The sequence below is a fragment of the Nocardia sp. NPDC005998 genome (assembly GCF_040614395.1).
Lineage (GTDB): Bacteria > Actinomycetota > Actinomycetes > Mycobacteriales > Mycobacteriaceae > Nocardia.
Window position 1 is genome coordinate 210,616 of the sequence record NZ_JBEXUI010000001.1, and the last position, 19,341, is coordinate 229,956.

General features: G+C 66.4%; 15 protein-coding genes, 1 tRNA gene and 1 pseudogene. 13 read left to right on the plus strand and 4 right to left on the minus strand.

The features are described 5' to 3' along the window. Positions 1-40: 40 nt before the first annotated feature. The 3 genes from ABZ293_RS00995 to ABZ293_RS01005 are packed head-to-tail and all read right to left on the minus strand — an operon-like array spanning position 41 to position 3,727. The gene (locus tag ABZ293_RS00995; protein ID WP_355176670.1) at positions 41-1,561 is read right to left on the minus strand and encodes a Y4yA family PLP-dependent enzyme; all 1,521 of its coding nucleotides are present in this window, start codon (positions 1,559-1,561) and stop codon (positions 41-43) included. After that, entirely contained in the window at positions 1,552-2,562 is a 1,011-nt protein-coding gene (locus ABZ293_RS01000) for an ornithine cyclodeaminase family protein (protein WP_354951381.1), read from the minus strand. The genes ABZ293_RS00995 and ABZ293_RS01000 overlap by 10 nt, the downstream gene beginning before the upstream one ends. Beyond that, positions 2,534-3,727, minus strand: coding sequence for a TauD/TfdA family dioxygenase (locus tag ABZ293_RS01005; protein WP_355176671.1), 1,194 nt, complete (start codon positions 3,725-3,727; stop codon positions 2,534-2,536). Before ABZ293_RS01005 ends, ABZ293_RS01000 begins: the two co-directional genes overlap by 29 nt. A gap of 311 nt (positions 3,728-4,038) precedes the next feature. On the opposite strand from ABZ293_RS01005, the gene ABZ293_RS01010 reads away from it, so the two are divergent. The 9 genes from ABZ293_RS01010 to ABZ293_RS01050 all read left to right on the plus strand — a co-directional run bounded on the left by ABZ293_RS01010 (position 4,039) and on the right by ABZ293_RS01050 (position 13,813). Beyond that, positions 4,039-5,556, plus strand: a complete 1,518-nt coding sequence (locus ABZ293_RS01010) for an ABC transporter substrate-binding protein (RefSeq protein ID WP_355176672.1) — start codon at positions 4,039-4,041, stop codon at positions 5,554-5,556. Then, positions 5,556-6,479, plus strand: a complete 924-nt coding sequence (locus ABZ293_RS01015; protein ID WP_355177113.1) for an ABC transporter permease — start codon at positions 5,556-5,558, stop codon at positions 6,477-6,479. The genes ABZ293_RS01010 and ABZ293_RS01015 overlap by 1 nt, the downstream gene beginning before the upstream one ends. Continuing rightward, entirely contained in the window at positions 6,476-7,336 is an 861-nt protein-coding gene (locus ABZ293_RS01020) for an ABC transporter permease subunit (protein ID WP_355176673.1), read from the plus strand. Before ABZ293_RS01015 ends, ABZ293_RS01020 begins: the two co-directional genes overlap by 4 nt. Then, entirely contained in the window at positions 7,333-9,108 is a 1,776-nt protein-coding gene (locus ABZ293_RS01025; protein WP_355176674.1) for an ATP-binding cassette domain-containing protein, read from the plus strand. The genes ABZ293_RS01020 and ABZ293_RS01025 overlap by 4 nt, the downstream gene beginning before the upstream one ends. Before the next feature lie 210 nt (positions 9,109-9,318). Further along, positions 9,319-10,044, plus strand: a complete 726-nt coding sequence (locus tag ABZ293_RS01030) for a lytic murein transglycosylase (RefSeq protein WP_355176675.1) — start codon at positions 9,319-9,321, stop codon at positions 10,042-10,044. Between the two features lie 177 nt (positions 10,045-10,221). Continuing rightward, on the plus strand, positions 10,222-11,508 hold the full coding sequence (eno, locus tag ABZ293_RS01035) for a phosphopyruvate hydratase (protein WP_355176676.1): 1,287 nt from the start codon (positions 10,222-10,224) through the stop codon (positions 11,506-11,508). Between the two features lie 172 nt (positions 11,509-11,680). Beyond that, the gene (locus tag ABZ293_RS01040) at positions 11,681-12,322 is read left to right on the plus strand and encodes a septum formation initiator family protein (protein WP_355176677.1); all 642 of its coding nucleotides are present in this window, start codon (positions 11,681-11,683) and stop codon (positions 12,320-12,322) included. Next, on the plus strand, positions 12,319-12,873 hold the full coding sequence (locus tag ABZ293_RS01045) for a DUF501 domain-containing protein (protein ID WP_355176678.1): 555 nt from the start codon (positions 12,319-12,321) through the stop codon (positions 12,871-12,873). The genes ABZ293_RS01040 and ABZ293_RS01045 overlap by 4 nt, the downstream gene beginning before the upstream one ends. Next, positions 12,866-13,813 carry a Ppx/GppA phosphatase family protein gene (locus tag ABZ293_RS01050; protein WP_355176679.1) on the plus strand — a complete coding sequence of 316 codons (948 nt, stop codon included), beginning with the start codon at positions 12,866-12,868 and terminating at the stop codon, positions 13,811-13,813. The genes ABZ293_RS01045 and ABZ293_RS01050 overlap by 8 nt, the downstream gene beginning before the upstream one ends. A gap of 37 nt (positions 13,814-13,850) precedes the next feature. Here ABZ293_RS01050 and ABZ293_RS01055 read toward each other — a convergent pair whose 3' ends face one another. Continuing rightward, entirely contained in the window at positions 13,851-14,672 is an 822-nt protein-coding gene (locus tag ABZ293_RS01055) for a neutral zinc metallopeptidase (RefSeq protein WP_355176680.1), read from the minus strand. Positions 14,673-14,981: 309 nt separating this feature from the next. On the opposite strand from ABZ293_RS01055, the gene ABZ293_RS01060 reads away from it, so the two are divergent. The 4 genes and pseudogenes from ABZ293_RS01060 to ABZ293_RS01075 form a co-directional block, all read left to right on the plus strand. Continuing rightward, positions 14,982-16,448, plus strand: a complete 1,467-nt coding sequence (locus tag ABZ293_RS01060; protein ID WP_355176681.1) for a peptide MFS transporter — start codon at positions 14,982-14,984, stop codon at positions 16,446-16,448. Between the two features lie 44 nt (positions 16,449-16,492). After that, positions 16,493-18,016, plus strand: a complete 1,524-nt coding sequence (locus ABZ293_RS01065; RefSeq protein ID WP_355176682.1) for an amino acid permease — start codon at positions 16,493-16,495, stop codon at positions 18,014-18,016. 145 nt (positions 18,017-18,161) lie between these two features. Beyond that, positions 18,162-18,235, plus strand: a tRNA-Leu gene (locus tag ABZ293_RS01070). 260 nt (positions 18,236-18,495) lie between these two features. Further along, a pseudogene (locus ABZ293_RS01075) lies at positions 18,496-18,594 on the plus strand (inorganic phosphate transporter); the annotation flags it as partial. Positions 18,595-19,341: the final 747 nt, after the last annotated feature.

Sequence of the window (19,341 nt, forward strand, 5' to 3'; positions counted from 1 at the left end):
GTTCGTGGGCCGTAAGGGTGTGGGTTCAAGGGGTGCCGGATCATTCGGCGTCGAGCGTCCAGCGGAGTCGATCGCCGGTGTCGTGCAGGACCACCTTCGGCGGAATCGGCAGTTCGTGGAATGCCGACTCATTCGAATCCATTTGGTAGCCAGCGGTATTCGGGTAGATCAACAGATCGCCGACCTCGGCCCGCCGTGGCAGCGGGATGCGCCGCCAGCTGAGCATGTCCGATTCCAGACAGCTGGCCGCGCCGACGCAGGTCGGAGTGGGCTCGCCGGGGCGCGGCGGCCACAGCGTCGGATCGGGCAGGTACTCGCTGTCGAACCACTGCTCGGACAGGCTCAGACTGGTGCCGTCCACGGTGAGCAGTTGGTAGGGGTGCCCGTCCGCGTGGCGAGTCTTGCTGCCCTGTACCCGGAACACCGTGGATCCGGCCTGGTCGAGCAGTGCTCGGCCGGGTTCGATGGCGAGCCGGATATCGTTGTCGCGCAACCGCACTGCCAATGCGTCGTGCTCGAGTATCGCGGTCAGCATGGCCGGGCCGGGCGCGGGAAAGTGGTAGGGGTAGTACGAATCGAAGGACTTGCCCGCGTGGAACCATCGCTGGTTCGCGCATTCGGTGAATTCGGACCAGGCCGTGGCCGCGACATAGTCGACGCCGAATCCGCCACCGATGGAGATGGTGGTGGCCGGATGTCCGAGGGTGCGCGCGTCCATGCAGCGGGCGATCAGATCGTCGGCCTGTTCGGCGCGGGCGATCGCGTCATAGCCGGAGAGATGGAAGCTGAAGCCCTGCAGGCGAATCGATTCGTGACCGATCGTGCCGGAAGCGCCGATCATCGAGATCGCGTGGTCCAGTTCGTCGGCGGTCATGCCGAACCGGCTGACCGATCCATCGGGCAGCACCCGGAGCAGTACCCGGGCCGCCGCGGCCGGGGTGGTGAATGCGGCCAATCGTTCGAGCTCGCCGAGACTGTCCATCGCGATCAATGCGCCGTGCCGGACCGCCAGCCACAGCAGATCATCGGATTTGGCGGGCCCGGTCACCATCAGCTCGTCGCCGCGAATACCTTGCGCCAACGCCGCCGTCAGCTCGCCGATGCTCGAAACATCCACGCCCGCACCATTTTCGGCGCAGGCGCGGGCGACACAGGCTGCCTTGTTCGCCTTCTTGCCGTAGTAGATCGCGCCATCCACCCCGGCGCGCTCGAACGCCCGCCGGAATCCGTTGATATTCGCCGCGACTCGCGCGGGATACATGACATGGAACGGTCCGCCGACTGCAAAGGCGATATCGCCCAGCAGATTCGGATCGGCGAGCAACCGCCGCTCCCAGTCGTCGGTGTGTGCGGGCAGCGGCGTCGCGCAGATGTTCAGCAGCGCCCGCACCGTCGCCAGTACCGCAGGGTCAGCGGATCCGGTTGTCTCCGCAGGGTGATCACCCAGCTTGATCTTGTCACGGGTCGAGCCGTCGTCGAACGCCAGCGTGCCGTCGGGTTCGGCGGTGCCGAGGGTGGGCACCGTCTTGTCGAACTCGACCGCGCTGATATCTAGTCCCACAGGGGCACCTCCGTGCCGCGTCCCTCGGCGATGGCCCGTTCGGCGAGTGCGTGCGCGACGGCGATATCGGTGAGCACCAATCCGCTGTTGTAGACGAAGATCCGTTCGTCGTCGGAGCGGCGGGCGATCGCGCGGCGGGTGAGGATCTGCGGCAGCTCGGCATCGACCGGTCGCAGCCTGCCGTCGGGGCCGACCATATCGGTCCCGGTCAGCGCCATTTGCTGAGCGCTGGTTGCGACTACGCGGTCGGCGTGGACCAGGGTGGACGGCGCCAGTCCGTAGCCGACGAGTACGACGGTCGATCCCGGTGCGAGATCTTCGGATTCGATCGCGACCTCGGTGCCCGGCCCCGCGGTGGCCAGCACCACATCGGCGGCGCCAGCGGCCGCGCGCGGATCCTCGACGGTCTCCAGCAGCACGTGCGGGTTGTATGCGGCGAGATGGTCGCGCACCGCCGCCAGGCCCTCCGGATGCGTCCCGTAGAGCATCAGCTTGCGCAGCTGCGGATTGGCGGCGAGCAAGTGCGGCAAGGCATTTCGGCCCTGGGTGCCGGTGCCGATCAGCAGCACGCTCTCCGCACCGCGGCGTGCGGTCTCGCGCACGAGCAGCGCCGAGACCGCCGGAGTGCGCAGCGCACCGACCCTGGCGCAGTCCATCATCGCGATCGGTGCGCCGGTGGTGTCGTCGTAGAGCGTGATGGTCGTGTAGTAGCGCTTGGTGCTGCGATCGTGGCCGGGATCGAATTTGTAGGAGGTCTTCATCGCGACCACGCGGCGGCGACCATCGCGCCCGAGCATGGCGTAGGCCACCGACCAGCCGTCCGGATTCGCCACGCTGAGTTTGCGCGGATTATCCGAATCGCCCGCGGCGAAGGCGAGATACGCCTCCTCCACCGCGCGCACCACATCGGCGGGCGTGATAGGTACGTCCGCGAGATCGCTGCGGCTCAGCACGCGCAGTGGTGTGCTCCGGTCACGAGTGCTCAACGGTTCCTCGATCATGTTCTGTCGTATCCAGCCTCACTGCGGTCCGGGCGGTGGCCCGGGCCGGTATACCAGCGCTCGCGGGCGGGTTGCTCACCGCGCGGAACGGGGCGACGATCCGTTGCCCATAACCATCTTCGTCGGCCTCGGCGGCTCGCCGTTGTCGTTCTGGCAGGCGGATATTGACGCGCTTGAGCCAGCGGTCGGTGCCGTCGTAGCGCGCGGTGAACGGTACCCGACCGTGTACCGCGACGTCATTGTCCACCAACAGGAGTTCGCCAGGGGCGAGCGCGGCGGTTGCGCAAACGCGCTCGAGTTCCGCGGTGAGGCGCGCGTAGGCCAGCCGGAATTCCGCGTCGGCATCATCGAGCGGGGTGTATGCCGGATCGTAGCGCAGCGTCAAATCCGCTGTGTCGCCGTCGGATTCGGTGCCCCACAGGGTCGGCAGCGGGATGGCGCGATAGCTCTCGTGGCCGGTGCCGTAGGAGACGTCGGGCAGGATCGGCAGCGTCGGCGCGCGTAGCAGTCGGCGCTCGTCGTCGGAGAGTTCGGTCCGGCGCACCGAGGAGACGGTGGTGCCGACATGGTCCGGGTTGCGCAGGCACGCCAGCATCAGCAGATTGGCCCGGTCCGGGTGGAATGCGTCCTCGGTATGCGGGCTGAGCAGGGTTCTACTGCTCGCACCCGACTGTTCGTGCTCATGGCCGGGGGAGGGCACGATGTTGTTGACCAGACGTCCGCCCTGCTGGCCCTGCCAGCCGAACGGTTCACCCGCGCTGCGGGCGAGCAGCAGCATGACGACATCGAGTTCGAATGAGCTCGCGCGACGTTCGGCGTCACCGCTCCAGCGGGCCGCCTCGACCCAACTCGGCGGTGTCGGGCCGAATTCGGCATCGGTCAAAGGCAGTGTGCCGACGATGGTGGCACCCGCGGCGGTGGCGGGCGGGCGCATGGCGACGCGCACCGCATCGGGCAACTCGCCAACACGGGCATCGATTTGCTCGAGCAATGCCGGATCGGTCAGCGTGCGCGCGGTATCGGCCGCGCCATCGGGCCGGGAGTCGATTGTGATACATATCTCACGGGCGAGCGCGCGTACCGCGTATCCGGCGGCGGTCGGTAGCTCGCGGCGTTCGATTTCCAGTGGGTGAAGCGTCTTACGTTCGGAGAGAACGCCTTTCACCAGGAATCCCTTCTTCGCATCGGTCGAAAAGTGGGGTTGTGACGATTCGATCTGCGAAGCTAGCGCCTCTGGATGACTTAAGCAAGCCTTACCTAAGCGAGTCGCGAGAAATAGCAAGCGCGCATGACTGAGGTTAAGACTCGGCGTTGCTGGGTGTAGCTAATTTGCGGCATCGTTCTCGGGGTGGTGCCCGAGTCTTGCGGCGGAGCAAAGTCCAACGACCGGAACGCTCTTAGGCTAGCCTGTCCTAGCTCGATTGGCTACGGTTTTGCGATCGCGCGGTAACTCGAATGCTCGAGGAGGGCGGCACCATGGAATGGAATCGACGACAACTCCTGCGATCGGGACTGGGCGTCGGCGCGGTGCTGTTGGCTGCCGCGTGCTCGGACGGCGGCGATTCCAGTGGGCCCGCGCGTCGCGGTGGCACCCTGCGGGTCGGTGCGCTCGGCAGCGCGGCGCGCATCGAACGCGATCCGCACGCGAATCTCAGCAATGACAGCGACTTCCTTATCACCTCGCTGGTGTACGACGCGCTCACGGTACCGGGCGCGGACCCGAATGTTGCTGCGCGCCTTTCCAACCGGTGGGAATCCGATGCGCAGCGCCGCCGCTGGAGCTTCAGCATTGCCGACGGTGCGACCTTCCATGACGGATCCCCGGTGACCTCCGAGGATGTCGTGTGGTCGCTGCGCAGGCTGCGCACCGTGGGCGGTGCGTCGAAAATGCCTGCCGCCGTGGCGGACATCACCGCCGACGGCCCGAACCGGGTCGTGATCGCGCTGCCCGAGTCGAATTCCCAACTGCCGCTGCTGGTTCGGCTGATGACCTTCACCGTCAAGAAAGACACCACCGATTTCACCAGGGCCATCGGCACCGGTCCGTTCCGGTTGGAGTCCTATCAGAGTGGCAATGCCCGGCTGGTGCGCAATGACCGCTGGCACGGTCCGGCACCGCTGCTGGATGCCATCGAGGTCACCATGTTCGACAGCGTGACGTCACTGGGGAATGCGGTGCTCGGCGGGCAGATCGATCTGGCGTCCAATGTCGGTGCGATCGCGGGACGTACCGCCGATGGGCGCGGCGATCTGCGGGTGGTCCGGCGGCCGAACGACACCATGGTCGGGGTCGCGATGCGGACCTCCGACGGGCCGTTCGCCGATGCTCGGGTGCGCGAGGCAATTCGGTTGGGGGTCGATCGGAAGGCCCTGGTCGATCAGGTGCATTCGGGTTACGGCACGATCGCCAACGACATCCTCGGCACCGGGGATCCGTTGTACGACAACACCGTTGCGCAGCGGACCCGCGATGTGGAGCGGGCGAAGACACTGCTGCGCGATGCCGGGTTCGATACCGGTCGCGGCTACCAGCTGCGCACCAAGGCCGAGGCGCCGGGTGAGGTCGAATCGGCGAAGGTGATCGCCACGCAGTTGGCCGATATCGGACTGCGCCTCGAGGTCGTGACCCAGGAGCCGAACACCTTCTACGACGAGACCTGGTTGAAGGCGCCGCTGTACACGGTCTCCTGGGGCACCAATGATTCCGCGCTGTTCTTCGCGAACAAGCTGATGTCCTCGGGCTCCGATCGCAACGAAACCGGTTTCAAGGATGCCGAATTCGACGCTGCCACCACCAAAGCCCTGGCCGCGCCCGGTGATTCGGAGTACGCGACGGCTTGTCGCGAGGTGCAGCGGATCGAATACGCGCGCGGCGGCTATCTGGTCTGGGGCATGGCCGACGGTATCGATATCGCCGCGTCCCGGGTGCGCGATGTGCCGACGCTCGGCGGCTTCGCCAGGGTGCAGTTGGAACGGGCCTGGCTCGCGCAGTGATGTCGTTGGCCCGACTCCTCATCCGGCGCGTCATCCTGCTGATCGCGCTGCTGGCGACGGTGTTCGTGGCCGTCGACCTGCTGCCGGGAAGTTCGGCCAGCGCTGTGCTCGGCCGCGACGCCACCGCGGAGCGGATCGCGGCGAAGGAACACGAACTGGGATTGGATCGTCCGCTGCCCGTGCGCTTCGTCGAGTGGCTATCCGGCGTGGCGACCGGCGATTTCGGCCGGACGGCGCGCGGGCGATCTATCAATGAGCTACTGGCCGATAAGTTCCCGCCGACGCTGCTGCTCGGTGGACTCGCCCTCCTGGTAACGGTGCTGGCATCGCTGTTGCTCGGCAGCTGGTGGGCGGCCCGGCGGGGTGCCTCGGCCCGGTTCCTGCAACCGACTACCACTGCGGCAGCGGCGATTCCGGAGTTCGTCATCGCGACATTGCTGATCCTGGTGTTCTCGTTGGGCGCTGGATGGCTGCCCGCCGTCACCATCACCGGTCGCTCGGGCTTTCCGGCCAGCCCCGACATGTTGGTGCTGCCGGTGCTCGCGCTGGCGATACCGCAGATCGGCTGGAACACCCGGGTGGTGCGCGCGGCACTGCTGGACGCGGCTCGGGCACCGCATGTGGAAAGTGCTGTACTGGACGGACTTTCGACAACAACGGTCTTGACCAGGCATGTACTGCCGTTCGCCCTGCCGACCATCGTGGCGAGTTTCGCGACCACGGTCGGCATGCTGCTCGGTGGTGCGCTGGTGGTCGAGACCATCTTCAACTATCCGGGACTCGGTGCGGTGCTGGCGAGTTCGGTGGCCGATCGGGACTCCTCGCTGATCGCCGCGGTGGTCGCGCTGACCGGCGTGGTCATTATGGCGATGTTGGCGGCGGCGGATGGTATTCGGGCTTGGGCATTGCGAGGTCGGATATGACGAAAATTCGGCTGCTCACCGTGGTGCCCGCGCTGCTCGTGGTGGTTGCCGCTGCGCTCGGGCCGACCCTGGCGACTCGGCCCGCTGCGCAGGCGGTCGGCATTCCGTTCGCCCGGCCAGGTGCAGATGCCCCGTTGGGAACGGATCGGATCGGACGCGATGTGCTCACCCAATTGCTTTATGGCGGTTGGGGTCTGCTATTGCTGGCCGCGGTGATCGCGGTCGCGGTGACGGCACTGGCCTGCGTGCTCGGCACCATCGCGGCGCTGCGTCCTCGGGTCGGCGCGGTGATCGAAGGTGCCGCCGACTTCGCGATCCTGCTCCCGGCCGTCCTCGGCATCCTGCTGGTGCTCACGTCTTGGCCGGACGCGGGTGTGTACGGCCTGATCGCGGTGGCCCTGCTCTTCGGCACCCCGTACTGCGCAAGGGTTTTCGCGGCCGCCGCGGCTGGCGTGGCCGCCAGCGGTTATGTCGAAGTCGCCCAGGCCAGCGGCGAAACACTGCCGCATTTGGTGTTTCGCGAGGTGATCCCGAATCTGCGCGAAGTGCTGGCCGCTCAACTCGGCCTGCGCTTTGTCGAGGGCGTTTATGTGGTCAGCACCGCTTCATTTCTGCAATTGCCGACCACGCTCGGCGCGAGCAACTGGGCCGTCATGGTGCGCGAGAACGCCTCCGGCATGCTGCTCAACCCCTGGTCGGTGCTGACCCCGAGCCTGGCGATCGCGGTGGTCGCGGTGAGCGTGAATGTCGCGGTCACGAGCTTCGAGCACCGCGGGCCGGGCGCGTCTCGGCGCTGGGCTACGCGGCGTGCGCGCAGGGCAGACGCCATCTCCGATGTGCTGGAGGGAGGAGAATGAGTGACCCGGTCGTCGTCGACGCGCTGACGGTGCGCGGTTCGAATGGTCAGGAGTTGTTCGGGCCCACCACATTCCGTATCGCCGCGGGCTCGGTCACCGCACTGACGGGTCCCTCCGGATCGGGCAAGACCACATTGATGCGCGCCCTGCTCGGGCACCTACCGACGGGAGCCATCCGCTGCGCGGGTTCGGCCACGGTCGCGGGGCTTGATGTGTTCGCGCTGAATCCCGCTGCACTGCAACGATTCCGGCGTACCAATGTTGCCTATGTCGGACAGGATCCCGGTTCGGCACTCAATCCGTTGATGCGGGTGCGCACCCTGCTCGATGAGGTGAGCCATGCAAAGGCAGCCGTATCCGAAACCCTGGAACTGGTCGGCCTGTCCGCCGAACACCTGCGCCGCCGCCCCGGCGAACTCTCCGGCGGTCAGCAGCGCCGAGTCGCGCTCGCCCGTGCCCTGGTCCGCAATACCGGAATACTCATCCTCGACGAACCGCTCGCCGGTCTGCACGGCGCCCTGCGCACCGAAATCGCTCGCCTGCTGACCGATATCGCCGCCGAGCGCGCAGCGGCCATCCTGCTCTCCGGACATGACACGGCGACCATTCACGCCATCGCCGATAACGTGGTCGAACTCGGCGCGACCAGCATCGGCAACGTTGCTGGTCCGATCCGTTCGGTAGCGTCGAACTCGCTGCAGCCGAATGGGATCAGCGCTTCGTCGACCGATCGTGTCGAGCTGTCGGTGGCACGACCCCCGGTGCTCGATACCTGGCTGGACCTGCCCGCCGATCTTGCGGAGGGGATCGGCGACGCGGTGATCGATGCGACTGCGGTGCACAAGCCAGCTGGCTCGCCGAGCCAGGTGGACGCGGCGGCGCAGCGGTATCCGATGTGTGACACGAAGGCGGAGTCCGAGTTCGTGGCATCGGCCGGATCTGACGTCGCAGTGGTTCGGTCGGGCGCTGTCGAAGTGCTCGAGCGGCCCGACCCGGATGCGCAGGATGCGGTGATACTGCGCTCCGGAGATAGTCCGGAACCCCTGCTGCGCGCACGGGATATCGGCGCATCGATCGACGGGCAGCAGGTGCTGGCGGGTATCGATCTCGTCCTGTCCGGCGGCTCGGCGCTGGCGGTTGCCGGGGCTTCCGGGGCGGGCAAGACCACTCTCGCGCGGGTGATCGCCGGTCTGCACCACGCGGCGACCGGCTCACTGGAGCTTGCCGGTGCGCCGATTCCGGTCGGTTCGCGCCGACGAACACGTCACGGCCGCAATGGCATTCAGCTGGTCACTCAGAATCCGCGGTCCGCGCTGAATCCACGCCGAACCGTCGCCGAGACGCTCGGCCGCCCACTGCGCCGTATCGGCAAGGTACCGAAACGATCACTGGCGCAACGTGTTATCGATCTGTTGGACTCGGTCGAACTCGCGCCGGAATTGGCGACCCGCTATCCCCATGAACTCTCCGGCGGTCAGCGTCAGCGTGTTGCCCTGGCCAGGGCGCTCGCGGCCGATCCGGCGGTGCTGGTCTGCGATGAGATCACTTCCGCCCTTGACCACGACACCGCCGTCGCCATCATGACGCTGCTGGACCGTATCCGCGTCGAACACCGCACCGGCCTACTCGTCATCACCCACGACATGGCCCTGATCACCGGCCACTGCTCGCATGTCATCGTCCTCGACCACGGCCGCATCGTCGAATCCGGCTCGGCGACAACGGTGCTCACCACCCCGGCGCATCCCGCGACCCGTGAACTTCTCGGTTAGCCGCCGACCGCGGCACAGCATATGCGTGATGCACATTAGGTATGCGAGGACTTTTCGCGACCGCTCCAACGGCGGTTTGCTCGGTACTCTCGGATCACGGAGCGCGTGACGGCTGGGGCATGCGCCATCGGAGGGGGAGGCAATATGGCGCTCGGCTGGCCGCGATGCGCGTACCGCGGGTGTGGTCGTTGGGATCTGGATGATGGAGGGGTGCTCGCGAAGCTGACCGGCGTACTGGCCGCCGCAATGGTGACCCTCGTGCTCGCCGGTTGCGGCACCGAACGCACGCTGCCGCCCATTCCCGAGGGCATCCCGCCCGGTCCAGGCACACCGCTGCCGGTGATCGACCTGGACGCCCCCGGCCGCACCGCCGTGCAATTGCGCGACTGGGCCGAGGAGCAATCCGACAAACTCGGCATTCCGAGCGTCGCGCTGGAGGCCTACGGCTATGCCGCGGCGATTATGGGCAGATCCCGGCCCGATTGCGGGATCGCATGGACCACCATTGCGGGGATCGCCAGCGTGGAGAGCAAACACGGCAGCCATCGCGGTTCGGGGGTCGATGCCGACGGCACCGTGCGCCCGCCGATCATCGGCATCCCGCTGAACGGTTCGCCGGGTGTGGCCCTGGTCCCGGACACCGATGGCGGCAAGCTCGACGGCGATCCGGACTACGACCGGGCCCTCGGCCCACTGCAATTCATTCCGGAGACCTGGAAGCGCTGGGGTGTCGACGCCAACGGTGACGGCATTGCCGACCCGCAGAATATCGATGACGCCGCCCTCACCGCGGCCCGATACCTGTGCGCGAGCGGCGGCGACCTGACCTCCGAGCGCGGCTGGCAGCAAGCGCTATTGACCTACAACCAATCCAATGTGTATCTGCGGACGGTCCGCGATCGCGCCGCCGCGTACAGCGTCGGACGCCGGGCATGATCACCCATTGGACGACATGATCACCCATTGGACGAAACGACGGGCGATTTCCGCGACGATATGACGGGATTCGTCGGAGTGCCGGTTACTGCACAGTGCGCGAGGGCGCTAGGCTCGCAGACGCACGGCCCTTCCCGTCAGACCTACCGTGCCAGCAGCCGAAGGAGTGTCGTTTTCGTGGCCATCATCGAACAGGTCGGAGCTCGCGAGATCCTGGATTCTCGTGGAAACCCCACCGTCGAGGTCGAGATCGCCCTCGACGACGGCACCCTGACCCGGGCTGCCGTGCCTTCGGGCGCCTCCACCGGCGAGCACGAGGCCGTCGAACTGCGCGACGGCGGTGAGCGCTACGGCGGTAAGGGTGTGCGCAAGGCCGTCGAGGGTGTCCTCGATGAGATCGCGCCCGCCGTCATCGGACTCGACGCGGTCGAGCAGCGCACCGTCGACCAGGTCCTGCTGGATCTGGACGGCACCCCGGACAAGTCCCGACTCGGCGCCAATGCCCTGCTCGGCGTCTCGCTCGCCGTGGCCCGCGCCGCCGCCGAATCCTCGGGCCTCGAGCTGTTCCGCTACCTGGGTGGCCCGAACGCGCATGTGCTTCCGGTGCCGATGATGAACATCCTCAACGGTGGTGCGCACGCGGACAGCGGCGTCGACGTCCAGGAGTTCATGGTCGCCCCGATCGGCGCGCCGACCTTCAAGGAATCGCTGCGCTGGGGCGCCGAGGTCTACCACGCGCTCAAGTCGGTGCTGAAGGCCAAGGGTCTGTCCACCGGTCTCGGTGACGAGGGTGGCTTCGCGCCGTCCGTCGCTGGCACCAAGGAAGCCCTCGATCTGATCGGCGTCGCCATCGCGAAGACCGGTCTGAAGCTGGGCACCGATGTCGCGCTCGCGCTCGATGTCGCCGCGACCGAGTTCTACACCGCGGGCACCGGTTACAAATTCGAGGGCAGCGTGCGCTCGGCCGCCGATATGGCGCAGTTCTACGCCGAACTTCTCGCCGCCTACCCGCTGGTCTCCATCGAGGACCCGCTGTCGGAGGACGACTGGGACGGCTGGATCGCGCTGACCGATCAGATCGGCGAGAAGGTGCAGCTCGTCGGTGACGACCTGTTCGTTACCAACCCCGAGCGCCTGGAGGAGGGCATCACCAAGGGCGCGGCCAATGCGCTGCTGGTGAAGGTCAACCAGATCGGCACGCTCACCGAGACCCTCGACGCCGTCGAACTCGCGCACCGCAACGGCTACAAGACGATGATGAGCCACCGGTCCGGCGAGACCGAGGACACCACCATCGCCGACCTCGCGGTCGCGGTGGGCAGCGGCCAGATCAAGACCGGTGCGCCGGCGCGCAGCGAGCGTGTCGCCAAGTACAACCAGCTGCTGCGCATCGAGGACGCGCTCGGCGATTCCGCACGGTACGCGGGTGACGTCGCGTTCCCGCGGTTCGCGTTCGAGGGCTAGTCGATCGCGGTGTGAGCCACGGGCCCGGAGGTAGCCGTAGCGACTGCTTGCAGGTCGCTCGAAACGATCAGCCGTAGCGACTGCTTGCAGGTCGCTCGAAACGATCAGCCTGCGTAACCACCAAGGGCCCGGGAGCACCGCAGTCGGATACAGGTAGATACAGGGTGACGGTATGACAGAGCGACGTGCGCGTGGATCCAGTCCGGCCGGACGTGGGAACCGCCGCACGTCGCGCTCTGCCAGATCGCGCCCGTCGGCCGAATCGCCGGCGGCCGCGCCGAAACGGACGACCCGCAGGCGCTCCGAACCCGCCGAGAAGAAGGCCGAGCCGCGGCGCACAAAGCCGCGCGTCGCCGAGCACGACCGCACCATCCTCGGGCTCTCGACCGGTAAGGCGGTCATCCTGGCCATTGTGGTGTGCGCCCTGGCACTGACCCTGGCCGTGCCGCTGCGCACCTACTTCACCCAGCGCGCCGAGGCCGCGCACCTCGCGCAGGAGCGCATCGAACTCGAGGCAGATGTCGCCAAGTTGCGGGATCGCCGGGCCCAGCAACAGGATCCGGCCTACGTCCGCTCCGAGGCCAGGGACCGGTTGCGGCTGGTCATGCCGGGCGAGACGCCCTACATCGTGCAGGTGCCCGGTATCGAGGCGCCCGCGCCACCCGCCGCACCGACCCAGTCGAAGGCGCCCGAGCCCTGGTACACCGAGCTGTGGCGCAGTATCTCCCAACCGCAGCAGGCCCCGGCGCTACCCGCGGCCGCACCGGCCGGACCGCCTGCCGCGCCGACTCCAGCACCGGAAGGACCGAGGTGACCGCACCGACCGACCGCGATCTCGAGATCATTGCCGAGCAGCTCGGGCGCGCACCGCGCGGCGTGCTCGCCGTCGCCTACCGCACCCCGGACGGGCTGCCCGCGGTGGTCAAGACCGCGCCGCGCCTGCCCGACGGCACCCCCTTCCCGACCCTGTACTACCTGACCGATCCGCGGCTCACCGCCGAGGCGAGTCGTCAGGAATCCGCTGGCGTCATGCGGGAAATGACCGACCGCCTCGCCACCGACTCGGAATTGGCCGCCGCCTACCGCGCCGCGCACGAGAGCTATCTGGCCGAACGCAATGCCATCGAGTCGCTCGGCACCGATTTCACCGGTGGCGGGATGCCGGAGCGGGTGAAATGCTTGCATGTGTTGATCGCGCACGCGCTGGCCAAGGGGCCCGGCGTCAATCCGTTCGGCGATGAAGCGGTAGCTATGGCGGCCGATCATGGCTTGCGCGGCACCGCGATTCCCGCCGACTGGCCGAAGTACGAGCGGCCCCACCCGCCAGCCGACGGGCACGGAAACGAGCGGAGCGAAGATGAGTGACCGGGTAGCGGCCGTGGATTGCGGCACCAATTCCATCCGACTATTGATCGCCGATGTGCTCGGCGACGGCCGACTGGCGGATGTGCACCGCGAGATGCGCATCGTCCGGCTCGGCCAGGGTGTGGACGCGACCGGTGCGCTCGCACCGGAGGCCATCGAGCGCACCAGGATCGCGCTCGCCGACTATGTCGCGATGATGCGGGAGGCGGGCGTCAGCCGGGTGCGCATGGTTGCCACCTCGGCCACCCGCGATGCCGCGAACCGCGAGGACTTCTTCGCCATGGCCCGTGCCGAGCTCGGCACCGTGGTGCCGGGTGCGGAGGCCGAGGTGATCACCGGTGACGAGGAGGCGCGGCTGTCCTTCACCGGCGCCGTCGGCGAATTGGCCAGCAACGCGGGACCTTTCATCGTCGTCGATCTGGGGGGCGGTTCCACCGAACTGGTCGTCGGCGATAGCGACGGTGTGCGCGCCGCGTTCTCCGCCGATATCGGCTGCGTCCGCATTACCGAGCGGTGCCTGCCGGGTAATCCGCCGACCGCCGAACAGGTCTCCGCCGCACGGGAATTCGCCACCGAACGACTATCCGAGGCCTTCGACAAGGTGCCCGTCGACGGCGCGCACACCTGGGTCGGTGTCGCGGGCACTATGACCACGCTCGCCGCCGTCGCCCTCGATCTGCCCGAATACGATTCGGAGCGGGTCCATCTCACCAGCCTGACCCTGGATCAGGTCCGCGACGTCTGCGACCGCCTGATCGGCATGAACCACGATGAGCGGGCCGCCCTCGGCCCCATGCATCCGGGCCGGGTCGATGTGATCGGCGGCGGCGCCGTCATCACCGAGGTGCTCGCCTACGAATTGTCCCGCCGCGCCGACATATCCGCCCTCATCGTCAGCGAACACGACATCCTCGACGGCATCGCCATGTCCATCGCCTGAGGCGCTACCGGCGACCCGTGCGGTCGATCGGATTCGATCACTCCACCTCGTCCGGCCTTGCTGCCCAGGTATTGCACGACGAGGTCGAGGCGGTGCGGTAGCCGGTTTCGACCCAGCGCCTGCTGTTCGTGCCGGTGCCATGGGCCGGATCCTCCGCGACATCGGATTGGATATCGATCAGCTCGTCGGCCGCGCTCGGCGTCAACATGCCGCCGGATTGCGCCGCCGCCAACATCACTCCGGCCAGGCACTGGGCCTGTAGTTCGATGCGTCGGCTGAGTTCGAGTCCGACCGGTGACCGCTCGCCCGCGGTATCGATATCCCGGTCGGCCGTGCGCAGGATGCCGGTGGAGGACTGCAGGTGGTGCCCGTATTCGTGCATCACGACGAACAGCAGATAGTGCTCGAGCAGCGAACCCCAGCCCTGATGGATCGGATCGTCGGCGGGCCAGTACACACTGCCACCGCAGTAGAACGCGGCATCGGTCGGCCGGACCTGTTTCGAGCAGCCGGATATCACGCTGTCCACCACGACGAGTTCCAGCGGTGCGACGGACATACCGGCGGAGCGCAGCGGCGAGTCCCACACCTTGGCAAGGCAGTCCAGCATGGTCTGCACGAACTGTCGCTGGCCGGACGCACTCATCTCGACCGGTGGCAACTCGCACTGCAACGGTGCCAGCCGCAGATCGGCGTGCAGGGTATTGGCCGTGAGCGGGGGCTCCTGCGCCGATCCGACGATGAGATCGGATTGCTCGCCGTCCACCGCGGATACCGGCGCGCATCCGGTGCCGAGCAGCGATACCAGTGCGACGATCACGGCGAGGAACAGTGCGGCCTGCGCGCTCGAATACTTCATCAGGTTCCCCCGTCCAGCCAACAAACGAGGGTTCCCCGTCCAGCGAGGCGCACTCTACCGGGAAATTCCGGCGGCTTCTCGTCGAGCGTTGTCGATGCCGAGCCAGGTCACCGGGTGGGTGCCGACGAATATTCGACATTGCCTAGAATTCGCTAGCCTGACCAATCAGTCGGGTATTTCCACGAAGTTCTGGCCGGACAGCGATTTGCTATGACCTGCAGCACGGGCGGGTTGCGTGGCATCGCGCATGAACAGGGAAACTTTGTTCAGGATGCCGGAAATTCTCTGCCTATATGGGATGGTCTCAGCATGTCCGAAGCAGCAATGATGGAGCAACCGATCAGGGAGCGGACCCTGTTCGGCCACCCCATCGGGTTGACCAACCTCTTCGGAGTCGAGCTCTGGGAACGCTTCTCGTTCTACGGGATGCTCACCATCCTGGGGTACTACCTCTACTACTCGACAGCCGAAGGTGGACTCGGTCTGTCGCAGAGCACCGGGGTCGGGATCGTCGGCGCCTACGGCGGGCTGGTGTATCTGTCCACGGTGCTCGGTGGGTGGGTCGCCGACCGGCTGATCGGCATGGAGCGCACCGTCTTCTACGGCGGCGTCGTGGTGATGGCCGGACATATCGCGCTGGCGATCCTGCCGGGACTGACCGGTGTCGGGGTCGGGCTGGTCCTGGTCGCCCTCGGCAGCGGCGGACTGAAGGCCAATGCGTCCTCGCTGCTCGGCACCCTCTACCGGCCGGGTGATCCGCGCTTCGACGGCGGATTCACGCTGTTCTATCTCGGCATCAACCTCGGCGCGTTCACCGGACCGCTGCTGACCGGTCTGCTGCAGCGGCATTGGGGCTTCCACTACGGCTTCGGCGCCGCCGCGGTCGGTATGGCGGTCGGGCTCACTCAGTACGTGGTGTTTCGGCGCAACCTCGGCACCGCGGGTCGGCATGTGCCCAATCCGCTGCCGCGCAGTGCCGTCGGGCCGGTCGCCGGAATCGTGGCCGGTGCGGCCATCGTGATCGCGCTGGCGCTGGTCAGCGGGCTGGTGACGCTGGACAACCTCTCCGAGGTCACCACCGGTGTCATCATCGCGGCCGCGCTCGCCTACTTCGTGATCATGCTGACCAGCGCCAGGGTGACGCCGATCGAGCGCAGTCGGGTTCGCGCGTTCATTCCGCTGTTCATCGCGAACGCGGTCTTCTGGTCGCTGTTCCAGCAGATCTTCACCGTCCTCGCGGTCTACTCCGACGAGCGGATGAACTGGCGCATCTTCGGCTGGACCCCGCCGTCGAACTGGATCGGCTCGGTTGAGCCGGTGTGGATCATCTGCCTGTCGCCGCTGTTCGCGCTGATGTGGACCAAACTCGGCAATCGCGCGCCGAGCACACCGCGCAAATTCGCCCTCGGCGTCATCGGCATGGGCCTGGCGTTCTGGTTGTTCGTGCTGTTCTCGGGCGGTAGCGGAAAATCCGTCCCGGCACTTGCGGTGCTGCTCATCATGGGTGCTTTCGCGGTTTCGGAGCTGCTGCTCTCACCGATCGGCCTCTCGGTGACCACCCAGCTCGCCCCCGCGGCGTTTCGCGCGCAGATGATGGCCCTGTACTTCTTCTCTGTTGGCATCGGCACATCGATGTCCGGTACCTTGGCTCGGTTCTATGACGCGGAACACGAATTCGCTTACTTCGGCATCACCGGAGCAGTGGCGATCTGTGCCGGTTCGATCGTCGTCGCACTCACACCATGGGTGAGCCGACATATGGCCGGTGTGCACTGAACAAATCGGCGGAGAACCCGTCATTCGACAAGCAAGGAGATAGTGTGGCGACCCCAGGAACTCGATGGGGCGGTCTGTTCCGCACCAAATCGGTTGAGCAGTCCATCCGGGACACCGACGAACCCGATTCGAAACTGCGCAAGGACCTGACCGCCTGGGACCTCACCATCTTCGGTGTCGCCGTGGTCGTCGGTGCTGGCATCTTCACGCTCACCGCGCGCACCGCGGGCAATGTGGCCGGACCCTCGGTCTCGCTTGCGTTCGTCTTCGCCGCCGTCGCCTGCGGTTTGACCGCGCTCTGCTACGCCGAATTCGCCTCTACCGTGCCGGTCGCGGGCAGCGCGTACACCTTCTCCTATGCCACCTTCGGTGAGCTCGTCGCCTGGATCATCGGCTGGGACCTGATCCTGGAGTTCGCGCTCGCGGTTTCGGTGGTCGCCAAGGGTTGGTCGCAATACCTCGGTGAGGTGATGGGGTCGCATTCGCCGATCCTGCATCTGGGACCGATCGACTTCGACTGGGGTGCCGTACTCCTCATCGCCGTGCTCGCGGTGCTGCTCGCGGTCGGCACCAAGGTGTCTTCGCGCGTTTCGGCGGTGGCCGTTGCCATCAAGCTGAGCGTTATCGCGTTGGTGCTCGTGGTCGGTGCCACCTATTTCGACAAGTCGAATCTGACGCCATATATCCCGCCGTCGCAGCAGGGTGCGGAAGGCGAGGGGTTGAGGCAGTCGCTGCTGTCCTACTTCACCGGTGCCGGGCACAGCACCTTCGGCTGGTACGGCCTGCTCGCCGCGGCCAGCCTGGTGTTCTTCGCGTTCATCGGCTTCGATGTGGTCGCGACCACCGCGGAGGAGACCAAGGATCCGCAGCGCGCATTGCCCCGTGGCATCCTCGGCTCACTGCTCATCGTCACCATTCTCTATGTCGCGGTATCCCTGATCCTCACCGGAATGGTGCCCTACACCGCGCTGTCGGGCGATAAGGCAACGCTGGCAACGGCTTTTGCTCTGCACGGCGCCACCTGGACCAAGAACATCATCTCCATCGGCGCGCTCGCCGGACTCACCACGGTCGTCATGGTGATGTTCCTCGGGCAGACCCGCGTGCTGTTCGCGATGTCGCGCGATGGGCTGTTGCCGCGCCGCCTCGCGCACACCGGCAAGCACGGCACACCGGTCCGGCTCACCGTGATCGTCGGGATCGTCTGCGCCCTGCTCGCCGGTTTCGTGGACTTCGGCACCCTCGAAGAGATGGTCAATATCGGCACCCTCTTCGCCTTCGTGCTGGTCTCCATCGGCGTGCTGATCCTGCGTCGCACCCGCCCCGAACTACCGCGCGGCTTCCGGGTCCCATTGGTCCCGCTGATCCCGATCCTCGGCGTCCTGGCCTGCCTGTGGCTGATGCTCAACCTCTCGGTCGAAACCTGGCTGCGCTTCGTGATCTGGATGGGACTGGGCCTGGTCGTCTACTTCGCCTACAGTCGCCGACACTCTGTTCTCGCAAACGCCCCCGAGCCGGATCCGGCCGACTGTCCGCCGTCGTCCAGTTCGGTCACCACGCGGGAGTAGCTGCCTGCCGAGAGATCTGTGCCCCGAGCGGGCACGGGACCAATCATCGATCCGCCCCGCCGCGAACACTCTGATGACACCGGATATGGACTTGCCTGCAGCGGGAATTCCGGTACGCCAGTACGAGTCGGTACGCTAGCCGGGCGCCCCTATAGCCCAATTGGCAGAGGCAGCAGACTTAAAATCTGCAAAGTGTCGGTTCGAGTCCGACTGGGGGCACGATACGTCTCCGGCATTCACGCAGGTCGAAATGGGTTTTGGCGGTGCATCAGCTGCGTCGACCAGCAACAGACCGATCGGCAGCCAGTCCGGGATGATGGCGAAGGCCAGGGGCGTGCCGGTCGGGCATGTCCCGGCGAGCGATGACCAGTGTCACGACCGTTGCTGGCGCGGCGGTGAGCAGCTGCCAGCCGAGGACCCGTAATGCCGAAGAGTGCCGGACGCATCGGCGGCAAACCGGTCAGCTTCCGCGCCGGACGTGGAATCTGCTGACCTGGCTGTTCGGCCTGCCGTCGAGTTCCTCGCACGCGCTGTTCGGCCGCCTCATCGGTGCCACCATCGCCGCACTGGGCTCGGGCGACGGCGACGTCCGCTGTGCTGCGCGCCGTCCTCAGCAATTGCCCGCGCCCACGATGTGCATTCGCGCAGGTCGATCCGGAGGGGGCGTGCCCTGACCCGGGTGAAAGCCGATAGCGACCTCGACTCGGAGCTTCTTCCGTCGGGGTTTCGCGGCACGTCACTCGAGCCAGCCGCGTTGCCGACATTCGCGAAAGTATTCGTCCTCGGCCGGATTGCGTGTGGCGGATGTGGGGCGGGAGGGTAGCCGCAGCGCGGACCGTTCCGGGCTCCTCCGTAGCCGTAAACGGGGATTTAGCAGCGTAAATTCCGCGGCTCCCGGTGCCGCGACAATCCTGTGGTTTCCCGGTGTTGTCAGGTCAAAAACTGAGCACAGTTAACTGCTAGCATTGCTCTGGTTGAAGAATCTCAACGGCGGGTTGGAACCCCTGGATCTACCGTCGGATTCGATGTCTACCTGGTGCTGGAGTATTCGGAGCTGGTTGCGCAGTTGTTCGGATTTCAAGCCCGATTGTGGGGTGATGGAACTGTCGGTAGCTTAATCTGACTGATCATGGTAAGTATTAGCCAACGTGTTGCCGATCTACCGACCTGAAGTGCTCCTTCGAGCTCTGATGACATGTCCAACCACGTTATAGCTACCCTGACAGCGCGGAGAGCGTCTGCGCTGCATTTGCTGCTGGATGCCGAATCGTACTCGAAACTTGTGACTTTAGTCCCTGGGATTGTGCCGCGGGCGACCTCACGAT

Coding starts and splice junctions, on each gene's coding strand:
- ABZ293_RS01015 (WP_355177113.1), top strand. CDS start 5,556: ATGTCGTTGGCCCGACTCCTCATCCGGCGCGTCATCCTGCTGATCGCG.
- ABZ293_RS01060 (WP_355176681.1), top strand. CDS start 14,982: ATGTCCGAAGCAGCAATGATGGAGCAACCGATCAGGGAGCGGACCCTG.
- ABZ293_RS01020 (WP_355176673.1), top strand. CDS start 6,476: ATGACGAAAATTCGGCTGCTCACCGTGGTGCCCGCGCTGCTCGTGGTG.
- ABZ293_RS01000 (WP_354951381.1), bottom strand. CDS start 2,562: ATGATCGAGGAACCGTTGAGCACTCGTGACCGGAGCACACCACTGCGC.
- ABZ293_RS01055 (WP_355176680.1), bottom strand. CDS start 14,672: ATGAAGTATTCGAGCGCGCAGGCCGCACTGTTCCTCGCCGTGATCGTC.
- ABZ293_RS01050 (WP_355176679.1), top strand. CDS start 12,866: ATGAGTGACCGGGTAGCGGCCGTGGATTGCGGCACCAATTCCATCCGA.
- ABZ293_RS01025 (WP_355176674.1), top strand. CDS start 7,333: ATGAGTGACCCGGTCGTCGTCGACGCGCTGACGGTGCGCGGTTCGAAT.
- ABZ293_RS01010 (WP_355176672.1), top strand. CDS start 4,039: ATGGAATGGAATCGACGACAACTCCTGCGATCGGGACTGGGCGTCGGC.
- ABZ293_RS01040 (WP_355176677.1), top strand. CDS start 11,681: ATGACAGAGCGACGTGCGCGTGGATCCAGTCCGGCCGGACGTGGGAAC.